At 64.4% G+C, this 12,291-nt stretch carries 11 protein-coding genes and 1 pseudogene; 11 read left to right on the top strand and 1 reads right to left on the bottom strand.

All coding sequences use genetic code 11. The features are described 5' to 3' along the window. The 10 genes and pseudogenes from ABZE94_RS15565 to lpxC form a co-directional block, all read left to right on the top strand. Nucleotides 1-327, top strand: a pseudogene (locus ABZE94_RS15565) (phospho-N-acetylmuramoyl-pentapeptide-transferase); the annotation flags it as partial. Nucleotides 328-334: 7 nt separating this feature from the next. Next, the gene (gene murD, locus ABZE94_RS15560; protein WP_372876402.1) at nt 335-1,681 is read left to right on the top strand and encodes a UDP-N-acetylmuramoyl-L-alanine--D-glutamate ligase; all 1,347 of its coding nucleotides are present in this window, start codon (nt 335-337) and stop codon (nt 1,679-1,681) included. Then, nucleotides 1,681-2,907 (top strand): putative lipid II flippase FtsW, encoded by a 1,227-nt coding sequence (gene ftsW / locus ABZE94_RS15555; protein ID WP_372876401.1) that lies wholly within the window; start codon nt 1,681-1,683, stop codon nt 2,905-2,907. The genes murD and ftsW overlap by 1 nt, the downstream gene beginning before the upstream one ends. Continuing rightward, nucleotides 2,897-3,967 (top strand): undecaprenyldiphospho-muramoylpentapeptide beta-N-acetylglucosaminyltransferase, encoded by a 1,071-nt coding sequence (gene murG, locus ABZE94_RS15550; RefSeq protein ID WP_372876400.1) that lies wholly within the window; start codon nt 2,897-2,899, stop codon nt 3,965-3,967. The genes ftsW and murG overlap by 11 nt, the downstream gene beginning before the upstream one ends. Nucleotides 3,968-3,995: 28 nt before the next feature. Beyond that, nucleotides 3,996-5,417 (top strand): UDP-N-acetylmuramate--L-alanine ligase, encoded by a 1,422-nt coding sequence (murC, locus tag ABZE94_RS15545; RefSeq protein WP_372876403.1) that lies wholly within the window; start codon nt 3,996-3,998, stop codon nt 5,415-5,417. After that, nucleotides 5,414-6,364 (top strand): D-alanine--D-alanine ligase, encoded by a 951-nt coding sequence (locus tag ABZE94_RS15540; RefSeq protein WP_372876399.1) that lies wholly within the window; start codon nt 5,414-5,416, stop codon nt 6,362-6,364. Before murC ends, ABZE94_RS15540 begins: the two co-directional genes overlap by 4 nt. A gap of 3 nt (nt 6,365-6,367) precedes the next feature. Then, entirely contained in the window at nt 6,368-7,225 is an 858-nt protein-coding gene (locus tag ABZE94_RS15535) for a cell division protein FtsQ/DivIB (RefSeq protein WP_372876398.1), read from the top strand. A gap of 20 nt (nt 7,226-7,245) precedes the next feature. Continuing rightward, on the top strand, nt 7,246-8,493 hold the full coding sequence (ftsA, locus tag ABZE94_RS15530) for a cell division protein FtsA (protein ID WP_372876397.1): 1,248 nt from the start codon (nt 7,246-7,248) through the stop codon (nt 8,491-8,493). A gap of 56 nt (nt 8,494-8,549) precedes the next feature. Then, entirely contained in the window at nt 8,550-9,743 is a 1,194-nt protein-coding gene (gene ftsZ / locus ABZE94_RS15525) for a cell division protein FtsZ (RefSeq protein WP_372876396.1), read from the top strand. A 112-nt stretch (nt 9,744-9,855) separates the two neighbouring features. Next, on the top strand, nt 9,856-10,767 hold the full coding sequence (lpxC, locus tag ABZE94_RS15520; protein ID WP_372876395.1) for a UDP-3-O-acyl-N-acetylglucosamine deacetylase: 912 nt from the start codon (nt 9,856-9,858) through the stop codon (nt 10,765-10,767). Nucleotides 10,768-10,867: 100 nt separating this feature from the next. Here lpxC and ABZE94_RS15515 read toward each other — a convergent pair whose 3' ends face one another. After that, a complete protein-coding gene (locus ABZE94_RS15515) occupies nt 10,868-11,323 on the bottom strand; it encodes a DciA family protein (RefSeq protein WP_372876394.1) in 456 nt (151 codons plus the stop codon). 81 nt (nt 11,324-11,404) lie between these two features. On the opposite strand from ABZE94_RS15515, the gene ABZE94_RS15510 reads away from it, so the two are divergent. Continuing rightward, nucleotides 11,405-12,291: M23 family metallopeptidase (locus ABZE94_RS15510; protein WP_372876393.1), on the top strand; the 887-nt coding region annotated here is incomplete at its 3' end.

Here is a 12,291-nt window from a genome sequence, read left to right as displayed (position 1 = left end):
TTTCTCTGGTTCAACACCTACCCGGCGCAGGTGTTCATGGGCGATGTCGGCGCGCTGGCGCTGGGCGCGGCCCTGGGCACCATCGCGGTGATCGTCCGTCAGGAAGTGGTGCTGTTCATCATGGGCGGGGTGTTCGTCATGGAAACCCTGTCGGTGATCATCCAGGTCGCCTCGTTCAAGTTGACCGGCAAGCGGGTGTTCCGCATGGCGCCGATTCATCACCACTTCGAACTCAAAGGCTGGCCCGAGCCGCGCGTCATCGTCCGTTTCTGGATCATCACCGTGATTCTGGTGTTGATCGGCCTTGCCACCTTGAAATTGCGTTGAGGAGACCATGAGCCTGATCGCTTCCGACCAATTCCGCATCGTTGTCGGCCTCGGCAAGAGCGGCATGTCCCTGGTGCGTTTTCTCGCACGCCAGGGTCTGGCCTTTGCCGTGGTCGATACCCGTGCCAACCCGCCGGAGCTGGCCACCTTGGCTGAACAGTTCCCGCAGGTGGAAGTGCGTTGTGGCGAGCTGGACGTGGACTTCCTCTGCCGTGCCAGCGAGTTGCTGGTCAGCCCGGGCCTGGCCATCGCCACCCCGGCGCTGCAGGCCGCAGCCGCGCGCGGCGTCAAGCTGTCTGGCGACATCGACCTGTTTGCCCGCTATGCCAAGGCACCGATCGTCGCCATCACCGGCTCCAACGCCAAGAGCACGGTGACCACCCTGGTCGGCGAGATGGCGGCAGCGGCCGGCAAGAAGGTCGCGGTCGGCGGCAATCTTGGCACCCCGGCGCTGGACTTGCTCGACGACGAGGTCGAGCTGTATGTGCTGGAGCTGTCCAGCTTCCAGCTGGAAACCACCGATCAGCTCAACGCCGAAGTGGCGACCTGCCTGAACATCAGCGAAGACCATATGGATCGCTACGCCTCGCTGGCGGCCTATCACCTGGCCAAGCACCGGATCTTCCGCGGCGCCCGTCAGGTGGTGGTGAACCGCGACGATGCCTTGTCGCGGCCGCTGGTGGCGGACGACCTGCCGTGCTGGTCGTTCGGCCTGGGCAAGCCGGACTTCAAGCGTTTCGGTCTGCTCGAGGAGGGCGGCGAGAAATGTCTGGCTTACCAGTTCGACGCGCTGCTGCCAGTACGCGAGCTGAAGATCCGCGGTGCGCACAACCAGGCCAACGCCCTGGCGGCCTTGGCTCTGGGCCATGCGGCCGGCCTGCCGATGGCGCCGATGCTGGAGGCGCTGAAGCGCTTCGCCGGTCTGCCGCACCGTTGCCAGTGGGTCGGCGAACGTAACGGCGTGAGCTACTACGACGATTCCAAGGCGACCAACGTCGGTGCCGCCCTGGCGGCCATCGAGGGCCTGGGCGCGGATCTCGCCGGCAAGCTGGTGTTGCTCGCCGGTGGCGACGGCAAGGGCGCCGATTTTTCCGCCCTGGCCAAGCCGGTTGCGCAGTACTGCCGTGCCGTGCTGTTGCTCGGTCGCGATGCCGAGCGCTTGGCCGCTGCGCTCGGTGAGGGCGTGCCGCTGATCCGGGTGGCGAGCCTCGAGGAAGCCGTGCAGCGCGCCGCCGAACTGGCCCGGCCGGGCGATGCCGTGCTGCTGTCGCCGGCCTGCGCCAGCCTGGACATGTTCAAGAATTTCGAAGAGCGCGGACGCCTGTTCGCCCAAGCGGTGGAGGCGCTCAGCTGATGCTCGCCTTCCTGCGCCCATACCCGTCCCCGCTGTTCGGCCGCCGTGGCCTGGACCTGGACTTCCCGCTGCTGGCCGGCTGCCTGGCCCTGCTCGGCCTGGGGCTGGTGATGATCGCGTCGGCCTCGACCGAGGTTGCCGCGGTGAATGTGGGCAGCCCGCTGTACTACATGCTCCGCCACCTGATTTACCTGGTGATCGGCCTCGTCGCCGCCGCCGTGGTGCTGTTGATTCCGCTGCAACTCTGGCAACGCCTGAGCGGCCTGCTGCTGCTGGCCGCCTTCGCCTTGCTGGTGCTGGTACTGGTGCCGGGTATCGGCCGGGAAGTGAATGGTTCGATGCGTTGGATCGGCTTCGGCGCCTTCAATGTGCAGCCGTCGGAAATCGCCAAGCTGTTCGTGGTGATCTACCTGGCCGGCTACCTGGTGCGCCGTCAGGCGGAAGTGCGCGAAAGCTGGGCCGGCTTCTTCAAGCCTTTCGTGGTGCTGCTGCCGATGGCCGGTTTGCTGCTGCTGGAGCCGGACTTCGGCGCCACCGTGGTGATGATGGGCGCCGCCGCGGCGATGCTGTTCCTCGGCGGCGTCGGCCTGCTGCGCTTCGGCCTGATGGTCGCCCTGGCCGTTGGCGCGTTGTTCGTGCTGGTGCAAACCCAGGAATATCGCCTGCAACGCCTGATCACCTTCACCGACCCCTGGGCCGATCAGTTCGGCTCGGGCTACCAGCTGACCCAGGCGCTGATCGCCTTCGGCCGTGGCGAATGGTTCGGCGTCGGCCTGGGCAACAGCATCCAGAAGCAGTTCTATTTGCCGGAAGCGCACACCGACTTCGTGTTTGCCGTGCTCGCCGAGGAGCTGGGCATGCTGGGCGCGCTGATAACCGTCGGCCTGTTCGCCTTCGTCTGCGTGCGCGCCCTGTACATCGGCCTGTGGGCGGAGAAGGCCAAGCAGTTTTTCGCCGCCTATGTCGCCTATGGCCTGGCGTTCCTGTGGATCGGCCAGTTCCTGATCAATATCGGGGTCAACGTCGGCCTGCTGCCGACCAAGGGCCTGACCCTGCCGTTCCTCAGCTACGGCGGCAGCTCCCTGGTGATCTGCTGCGTCAGCCTGGCGCTGCTGCTGCGCATCGAATGGGAGCGGCGCACCCAGTTGGGCAGCGAGGATGTCGATTTTCAGGAGTCGGATTTTTTCGATGGCGACAGCGCGCAGGAGCCTGCCAATGCCCGGTAATGTGCTGATCATGGCCGGCGGTACCGGCGGACACGTGTTCCCGGCGCTGGCCTGCGCCCGCGAGTTCCAGGCGCGCGGCTACCGCGTGCATTGGCTGGGCACGCCGCGTGGCATCGAGAACGAACTGGTGCCTGCCGCGGGTCTGCCGCTGCACCTGATCGACGTCACTGGTCTGCGCGGCAAGGGCAAGCTGTCGTTGCTCAAGGCTCCGTTCCAGCTGCTCAAGGCACTGTTTCAGGCGCGTAAGGTGGTGCGCGAGCTGCAGCCGGTGTGCGTGCTCGGCATGGGCGGCTTCGTCACCGGTCCCGGTGGCCTGGCGGCCAGGCTGGGTGGTGTGCCGCTGATCATCCACGAGCAGAACGCCGTGGCCGGTACTGCCAATCGCAGCCTGGTGCCGTTCGCCAGCCGTGTGTGCGAGGCCTTCCCGAATACCTTCGGCGCCTCGGCCAAGCGCCGCACCACCGGCAACCCGGTGCGCGAGGAGCTGTTCCTGGAAACCCCGCGCGATTCGCTGCGCGATCGACGGCCGCGCCTGCTGATCCTCGGTGGCAGCCTGGGCGCCGAGCCGCTGAACAAGCTGTTGCCCGCGGCGCTGGCGTTGCTGCCCGGCGAGTTGCGCCCGCACGTGTTCCACCAGGCCGGCAAGCAGCACGACGTGATTACCGGCGAACGTTACCGCGCTGCCGGCGTCGAAGCGCAGGTCGCGCCCTTTATCAAGGACATGGCCCGGGCCTACGCCTGGGCCGATCTGGTGGTGTGCCGCGCCGGCGCCCTGACCGTCAGCGAGCTGGCCGCCGCCGGTCTGCCGGCGTTCCTGTTGCCGCTGCCCCATGCCATCGACGATCACCAGACGCGTAACGCCGAGTACCTGGCCGAGGGGGGCGCTGCCGTCCTCCTGCCGCAACGCTCCACAGACGCCGCCACGCTGGCCGCGCAGCTGTCCGAGGTATTGATGCACCCTGAACGATTGCAAGAAATGGCGCGTACCGCGCGGCGTCTGGCCAAGCCCGATGCCACCCGCAGCGTTGTCGATATTTGTCTGGAGGTGGCCCGTGGTTGAGAGTCGCAAAGCTATCGCGCAGCCGGAAATGCGCCGTATCCGCCGCATCCATTTCGTCGGCATCGGCGGCGCCGGCATGTGCGGCATCGCCGAAGTGCTGCTCAACCTCGGCTATCAGGTGTCCGGCTCCGACCTCAAGGCGTCGGCGGTCACCGAGCGCCTGGAACAGTTCGGTGCGCAGATCTTTATCGGCCACCGCGCCGAGAATGCCGAGAGCGCCGATGTGCTGGTGGTCTCCAGCGCCGTGAATACCGCCAACCCGGAAGTCGCCGCCGCCCTGGAGCGGCGCGTGCCGGTGGTGCCGCGTGCGGAAATGCTCGCCGAGCTGATGCGTTACCGGCATGGCATTGCCGTGGCCGGCACCCATGGCAAGACCACCACCACCAGTCTGCTGGCCTCGGTGTTCGCCGCCGGCGGCCTGGACCCGACCTTCGTCATCGGCGGGCGCCTGAATGCGGCGGGCACCAATGCCCAGTTGGGCACCAGCCGTTACCTGATTGCCGAAGCGGATGAAAGCGATGCCAGCTTCCTGCATCTGCAGCCGATGGCCGCGGTGGTCACCAACATCGACATGGACCACATGAGCACCTACGAGGGTGACTTCAACAAGTTGAAGAAAACCTTCGTCGAGTTCCTGCATAACCTGCCGTTCTACGGCCTGGCCGTCATGTGCGTCGACGACCCCATCGTGCGCGAGATCCTGCCGCAGGTGGCACGTCCGACCATGACCTACGGCTTCGGCGAAGATGCCGACGTGCGCGCGATCAACGTGCGCCAGCAGGGCATGCTGACCTTCTTCACTGTGTTGCGTACCGGCCGCGAGCCGTTGGATGTCTCGGTCAACATGCCAGGCAATCACAACGTACTCAATGCCCTGGCGACCATCGCCATCGCCACCGATGAAGGCATCAGCGATCAGGCCATCGTCCAGGGCCTGTCCGGCTTCCAGGGTGTCGGTCGGCGTTTTCAGGTCTACGGCGAACTGCCGGTAGCCGGCGGTAGCGTGATGCTGGTCGACGACTATGGTCACCACCCGCGCGAAGTCGCGGCGGTGATCAAGGCGGTGCGCGGTGGCTGGCCGGAACGGCGCCTGGTGATGGTCTATCAGCCGCACCGTTTCAGTCGGACCCGCGACCTCTACGAGGATTTCGTCCAGGTGCTGGCGGAAACCAATGTGCTGCTGCTGATGGAGGTCTACCCGGCCGGCGAAGAGCCGATCCCCGGTGCCGACAGCAAGCACCTGTGCCACAGCATTCGTCAGCGTGGCCAGCTGGATCCGATCTACATCGAGCGTGGCGTCGAACTGGCGCCGCTGATCAAACCGCTGCTGCGCGCCGGCGACATCCTGCTGTGTCAGGGTGCCGGCGATATCGGTGGCCTGGCCCCGCAGCTGTTGCGCAGCACGTTGTTCGCGACTGTCGGCGAGTCGAAAGAGGTGCAGTCCAAATGAGCGCCGAAACCTTGAAGTCGCAGCTGCCAGTCACGGCGTTCGGCCGGGTGGCCGTGCTGTTCGGCGGCATGAGCGCCGAGCGTGAGGTCTCGCTGAAGTCCGGTAATGCCGTGCTCAGCGCCCTGCAAGGCGCCGGTGTGGATGCCTTCGGTATCGATGTCGGCGAGGATTTCCTGCAGCGCCTGCTGGCCGAGAAAATCGACCGCGCCTTTATCGTGCTGCACGGCCGTGGCGGCGAAGACGGCAGCATGCAGGGCCTGCTCGAGTGCGCCGGCATCCCTTACACCGGCAGCGGCATTCTGGCTTCCGCCCTGGCCATGGACAAGCTGCGCACCAAGCAGGTCTGGCAGAGTCTCGGCCTGTCGACGCCACGGCATGCGGTATTGGCCAGTGCCGACGACTGCCGTGCGGCGGCGGCGGAGCTGGGTTTCCCGCTGATCGTCAAACCGGCTCATGAAGGCTCGAGCATCGGCATGGCCAAGGTGGCCGATGTCGACGCCTTGATCGCCGCCTGGCAGGACGCCAGCCAGTACGATTCACAGGTGCTGGTCGAGCAGTGGATTCACGGCCCGGAATACACCATCGCCCTGTTGCGCGGCCAGGTGCTGCCACCGATTGCCCTGGGCACCCCGCATTCGTTCTACGACTACGACGCCAAGTACCTGGCCAGCGACACCCAGTACCGCATCCCCTGCGGCCTCGATGTGGCCAAGGAAGAAGAGCTGAAAAGCCTCAGCGCGCGCGCCTGCGAAGCGGTCGGCACCCAGGGCTGGGCGCGGGTCGATGTGATGCAGGACGGTGCCGGCCAGTTCTGGCTGCTGGAGGTCAATACCGTACCGGGTATGACCGATCACAGCCTGGTGCCGATGGCGGCGCGTGCCGCCGGTCTGGATTTCCAGCAACTGGTGTTGGCGATCCTCGCCGATAGCTTAGAGGCACGGGGTTAAGTCATGGTCGCCACGCTGCGTCACCAGCCAGGTTCTGCTCGCGCGCCGTTGCGCGGCAAGCCTGTGCCGCGTGGTGCCAGCCGTCTGGTGGCCAGGGAGCCGATCAGCCTGCGCCTGCCCAAGCCGAACCTCGGTCTGCTCAAACGCATCACTTGGCCGCTGTTGCTGCTGGTGTTGGGTTTCGCCGCTTACGAGTTGGCGCAACGTCTGCTGCCCTACGCGGACCGGCCGATCGCCAAGATCAGCGTCGAGGGCGACCTCAGCTACGTCAGCCAGCAGGCTGTTCAGGAGCATATGGCGCCGTTCGTCAAAGCGAGCTTCTTCAGTGTCGACCTGCCGGGTCTGCGCCATGAACTGGAACAGATGCCCTGGATCGCCAGTGCGCAGGTGCGCCGGATTTGGCCGGACCAGTTGCTGGTGCGCCTCGAGGAGCACCTGCCGATTGCCCGCTGGGGCGATGAGGCGCTGTTGAACAACCAGGGCAAGGCCTTCGCGCCCAAGCAGCAGGCGAATTATCAGCATCTGCCACAGCTGTATGGCCCCAAGCGGGCGCAGCAGAAAGTGATGCAGCAGTACCAGATGCTCAGCCAGATGTTGCGCCCACTGGGTTTTTCCGTGGTGCGCCTGGAATTGCGCGAGCGCGGCAGCTGGTTCCTGTCCACCGGTCAGGGCATCGAGCTGCTGCTGGGACGCGACCACCTGGTGGAAAAAATGCGCCGCTTCACCGCCATCTACGACAAGGCGCTGAAAGAGCAGCAAACGAATATCGCGCGGATCGATCTGCGTTACGCCAACGGCCTGGCCGTGGCGTGGCGTGAGCCGGTCGCGCCCACGGCGGCTGATACCGCTGTCGTGCAGTGAAGCAGGAGAAGGCAAGAACCATGGTAAACGTGCAGAGCGGCAAGATGATCGTCGGCCTCGACATCGGTACCTCCAAGGTGGTGGCGCTGGTCGGTGAAGTGACCGCCGACGGCCAACTGGAAATCGTCGGTATCGGCACCCACCCCTCGCGCGGCCTGAAAAAGGGAGTGGTGGTGAATATCGAATCGACCGTGCAGTCGATTCAGCGCGCGGTGGAGGAGGCGCAACTGATGGCCGGCTGCCGCATCCATTCGGCCTTCGTCGGCGTGGCCGGCAATCATATCCGCAGCCTCAACAGCCACGGCATCGTCGCCATCCGCGACCGCGAAGTTAGCCCGGCCGACCTCGAGCGGGTACTCGACGCCGCCCAGGCCGTGGCGATCCCGGCGGATCAGCGGGTACTGCACACCCTGCCGCAGGATTACGTGATCGATAACCAGGAAGGGGTGCGCGAGCCCCTGGGCATGTCCGGCGTACGCCTGGAAGCCAAGGTGCATGTGGTGACCTGCGCGGTGAATGCGGCGCAGAACGTCGAGAAGTGCGTGCGCCGCTGTGGCCTGGAGATCGACGACATCATCCTCGAACAGCTGGCTTCGGCCTATGCGGTGTTGACCGACGACGAGAAGGAACTGGGCGTGTGCCTGGTCGACATCGGCGGCGGTACCACCGACATCTGCATCTTCACCGAAGGCGCGATTCGCCACACCGCGGTGATCCCGATTGCCGGCGACCAGGTCACCAACGACATCGCCATGGCGTTGCGCACCCCGACCCAGTACGCCGAGGAAATCAAGATTCGCTATGCCTGCGCCCTGGCCAAGCTGGCCGGTGCCGGGGAAACCATCAAGGTGCCGAGCGTTGGCGACCGGCCGCCGCGCGACCTGTCGCGCCAGTCCCTGGCCGAAGTGGTCGAGCCGCGCTACGACGAACTCTTCACCCTGATCCAGGCCGAACTGCGGCGCAGCGGCTACGAGGACCTGATCCCGGCGGGCATCGTGCTCACCGGCGGCACGTCGAAGATGGAAGGCGCGGTCGAGCTGGCCGAGGAGATCTTCCACATGCCGGTGCGCCTGGGCATGCCGCAAGGCGTCAAGGGTCTGGGCGACGTGGTGCGCAACCCGATTTATTCCACCAGCGTCGGCCTGTTGCTGTATGGCCTGCAGAAGCAGGCCGACGGCATCTCGATGTCGGTCGTCGGCAGCTACGGCGATGAAGCCAGGGCACCGGTATTCGAGCGCTTGAAGCGCTGGGTACAAAGCAATTTCTGATTTGAAGAACCGCTTATGCAGTAGGCGTTACACCTAGCAAGCAAAGGAGAGGGAAAATGTTCGAGCTCGTAGACAACATCCCGCAAAGCGCGGTCATCAAGGTAATTGGCGTGGGCGGCGGCGGCGGTAACGCAGTCAACCACATGTCGAAGAACAACATCGAAGGCGTCGAGTTCATCTGCGCCAACACCGACGCGCAGGCACTGAAAAACATCGGTGCGCGCACCATCCTGCAACTGGGCACCGGCGTGACCAAGGGCCTGGGTGCCGGCGCCAACCCGGATGTCGGTCGTCAGGCCGCCATGGAAGACCGCGAGCGCATCGCCGAAGTGCTGCAAGGCTGCGACATGGTCTTCATCACCACCGGTATGGGTGGCGGTACCGGCACCGGCGCTGCGCCGGTGATCGCCCAGGTGGCGAAGGAAATGGGCATTCTCACTGTCGCGGTAGTGACCCGTCCGTTCCCGTTTGAAGGGCGCAAGCGCATGCAGATCGCCGAAGAGGGCATTCGCGCCCTGGCCGAAAGCGTCGATTCGCTGATCACCATCCCCAACGAAAAACTGCTGACCATCCTCGGCAAGGACGCCAGCCTGCTGTCGGCCTTCGCTAAGGCGGACGACGTGCTGGCCGGTGCCGTGCGCGGTATCTCCGACATCATCAAGCGTCCGGGCATGATCAACGTCGACTTCGCCGACGTGAAAACCGTGATGAGCGAAATGGGCATGGCGATGATGGGCACTGGCTGCGCCAGCGGTCCGAACCGCGCCCGTGAAGCCACCGAGGCGGCGATCCGCAATCCGTTGCTGGAGGACGTCAACCTGCAGGGTGCGCGTGGCATCCTGGTCAATATCACCGCCGGTCCCGATCTGTCCCTGGGCGAGTACTCCGATGTGGGTAACATCATCGAGCAGTTCGCTTCCGAGCACGCCACCGTCAAGGTCGGCACCGTGATCGACCCGGACATGCGCGACGAGCTGCACGTCACCGTGGTCGCCACTGGTCTGGGCGCGAAACTCGAGAAGCCGGTCAAGGTGATCGACAATACCGTGCAGGTCTCCACCGGCAGTACCGCTTCGGCGCCTGCGGCCCCGGCTTCGCGTGGCGAGCAGAGCGTCAATTACAAGGACTACGAGCGCCCGACCGTTCAGCGTCAAAGCCACGGCGGTGCGGCTGCAGCGGCCAAGCTGAACCCGCAGGATGACCTGGATTATCTGGACATCCCGGCTTTCCTGCGCCGTCAGGCCGATTGATGGAGTGTATCGGGAGTATTGGGGCGATTGGTGTTCAGCAAAGGCCGGTTCTGCTATTATCGCCGGCCATTGTTGAAAACAATTCGCAACTAGTGCTATAGCGGCCAAAGCCATGATCAGACAACGTACCCTGAAGAACATTATCCGCGCCACTGGCGTCGGCCTGCATTCCGGGGAGAAGGTATACCTGACCCTGAAGCCGGCACCTGTGGACACCGGTATCGTGTTCCGTCGCACCGACCTTGACCCTGTCGTGGAAATTCCCGCGCGGGCGAGCAATGTCGGTGAAACCACCATGTCGACCACTTTGGTCAGTGGTGACGTCAAGGTGGATACGGTAGAGCACCTGCTTTCGGCCATGGCTGGCCTGGGCATCGATAACGCCTACGTCGAGCTCTCCGCGTCCGAAGTACCGATCATGGATGGCAGTGCTGGTCCCTTTGTATTCCTGATCCAGTCCGCTGGGTTGCAGGAGCAGGACGCCCACAAGAAGTTCATTCGTATCCTTCGCGAAGTAACGGTCGAAGAGGGCGATAAACGCGCCACTTTCGTGCCCTTCGAAGGTTTCAAGGTGAGCTTCGAGATCGATTTCGATCATCCGGTGTTCCGCAACCGCACCCAGTCGGCCAGCGTGGATTTTTCCAGTACTTCTTTCGTCAAGGAAGTCAGCCGCGCGCGCACCTTCGGTTTCATGCGTGACATCGAGTTCCTGCGTTCGCAGAACCTGGCGCTCGGCGGCAGCGTGGATAACGCCATCGTGGTGGATGAGTTTCGTGTATTGAACGAAGACGGCCTGCGTTACGAGGACGAATTCGTCAAGCACAAGATCCTCGACGCCATCGGCGATCTCTACCTGCTGGGCAATAGCCTGATCGGTGAGTTCCGTGGCTTCAAGTCGGGGCATGCCTTGAACAATCGTCTACTGCGCGCCTTGATCGAGCAGACGGACAGTTGGGAAGTGGTCACCTTCGATGACATCAAGAGCGCGCCTATCTCGTATATGCGCCCGGCTGCGGCGGTGTAAGCAACACCTCTCTTTCCCTTGCTTTTGAAGCCACCCTCGGGTGGCTTTTGTTTTTGCGCAACAGCCGAAAACCGGTGTCTTGGTCTGGCCGGGTGTGACGCTATTCGTCGGGCTGGCCGTGTTTGGCCAGTCGCTCCAGGGCGGCGCGCAGCTTGGGGTCGGTGATGCCGTCGGCGGTTGCCTGGATGTTCTCGGCAGCGCTGCTGGAGAGGCTGATTGTGCGACCTGGTGCACGCCTTTCGGCAGTTGGCGGTTGCACCTTGAACAGGATCTTGGTTAAGGTCGCGAACTCTTCGAGTGTCTGCAACTGCCTGAGCAGGCGCCGTTGTTGATAACGCAAGCGGGTGGCCCAGTGGCCATCGGTGACTATAAGAAGCAGGCAACCCTCGCGCCAGGACGCTACATGGCAGTGTTCGCGGGCCGCGGGTTGCAGCTGGCTTTCCAGCAAGTGCTGCAGGCGATCGATGCGTTGCGCCTGGTTGAACAGCGCTTTCAAGGGCTTCGCTTCGCGCATTAGCGCGGCGGGTGCTTTAGCCGGCAAAGGACGAAACGTCATGGCAGGACGCCTGAAATTGTGGGGCCGCCATGGTAGCAGAATCTCTGCTGCCGACTTGGGCTCCGCCTTAAAGGGGAAGCCATGCACATTATTCTACTCAACCGGAGTCACGGCGCCGCGCGCTCGCTGAGCCTGGATTTACGCTGGCTGCTGCTGGCGCTGGTCATGCTGGTGGCGGCGGCGCTTGGCAGTGGCGTCGCGGTAGGGGCATGGGTCGTGCCACACGTGGAACACGCGCCAGGCAGTGCGCAGTTGACCGCGGCGCTGGATCGCCAGCGGGCGGAAGTGGGGGCGGTGCGGGTCGATGCACAGCGCCAACTGGATGCCTTCGCCGCCCATGTTGCCGAGCTGCAGGCGCGCTTGACTCGCCTGGATGCGCTGGGCGAACGCCTGACCGAGCTGGCCGATCTGGACTCCAGCGAATTCGATTTTTCCCTGAATGTCGGCCAGGGTGGCCCGGACGAACTGTTCGGTGGCCCGGCTTATGCGCCGCCATCCTTCATCGCGACGCTGGATGAATTGGCCCTGCGTTTGGACAGCCGCGAACAGCAACTCGAGGTGCTGGAGCAACTGCTCGCCGACCGCCAGCTCAATGAGGCCGAATACCTCGCGGGGCGGCCGGTCTTGCAGGGCTATATCTCCTCGCCGTTCGGTCGACGTACCGACCCCCTGAACGGGCGTTTGCGCGTGCACAAGGGGGTGGATTTCGCCGCCAAGGCCGGCAGTGACGTGGTCGCGGTGGCCGCCGGCGTGGTGACCGCTTCGAGCCGGCGTTCCGGTTATGGCAATACCGTGGAAATCAGCCATGCCGACGGCTACGTCACCCTGTACGCGCATAACCAGAGCAACCTGGTGCAGGTTGGCGATCTGGTGCAGCGCGGCCAGGTTATCGCCAAGGTTGGCAGCACCGGCCGCTCGACCGGCTCCCATGTGCATTTCGAAGTCAGTCAAAATGGCCGGGTGATCAA

The sequence above is a fragment of the Pseudomonas sp. genome (genome assembly GCF_041601375.1).
In the GTDB taxonomy this organism is placed as follows: domain Bacteria; phylum Pseudomonadota; class Gammaproteobacteria; order Pseudomonadales; family Pseudomonadaceae; genus Aquipseudomonas.
Note: the sequence above shows the minus strand (reverse complement) of the source record. Positions and strands in the feature narration are given on the sequence as shown.

Coding starts and splice junctions, on each gene's coding strand:
- murD (WP_372876402.1), top strand. CDS start 335: ATGAGCCTGATCGCTTCCGACCAATTCCGCATCGTTGTCGGCCTCGGC.
- ftsW (WP_372876401.1), top strand. CDS start 1,681: ATGCTCGCCTTCCTGCGCCCATACCCGTCCCCGCTGTTCGGCCGCCGT.
- murG (WP_372876400.1), top strand. CDS start 2,897: ATGCCCGGTAATGTGCTGATCATGGCCGGCGGTACCGGCGGACACGTG.
- murC (WP_372876403.1), top strand. CDS start 3,996: ATGCGCCGTATCCGCCGCATCCATTTCGTCGGCATCGGCGGCGCCGGC.
- ABZE94_RS15540 (WP_372876399.1), top strand. CDS start 5,414: ATGAGCGCCGAAACCTTGAAGTCGCAGCTGCCAGTCACGGCGTTCGGC.
- ABZE94_RS15535 (WP_372876398.1), top strand. CDS start 6,368: ATGGTCGCCACGCTGCGTCACCAGCCAGGTTCTGCTCGCGCGCCGTTG.
- ftsA (WP_372876397.1), top strand. CDS start 7,246: ATGGTAAACGTGCAGAGCGGCAAGATGATCGTCGGCCTCGACATCGGT.
- ftsZ (WP_372876396.1), top strand. CDS start 8,550: ATGTTCGAGCTCGTAGACAACATCCCGCAAAGCGCGGTCATCAAGGTA.
- lpxC (WP_372876395.1), top strand. CDS start 9,856: ATGATCAGACAACGTACCCTGAAGAACATTATCCGCGCCACTGGCGTC.
- ABZE94_RS15515 (WP_372876394.1), bottom strand. CDS start 11,323: ATGACGTTTCGTCCTTTGCCGGCTAAAGCACCCGCCGCGCTAATGCGC.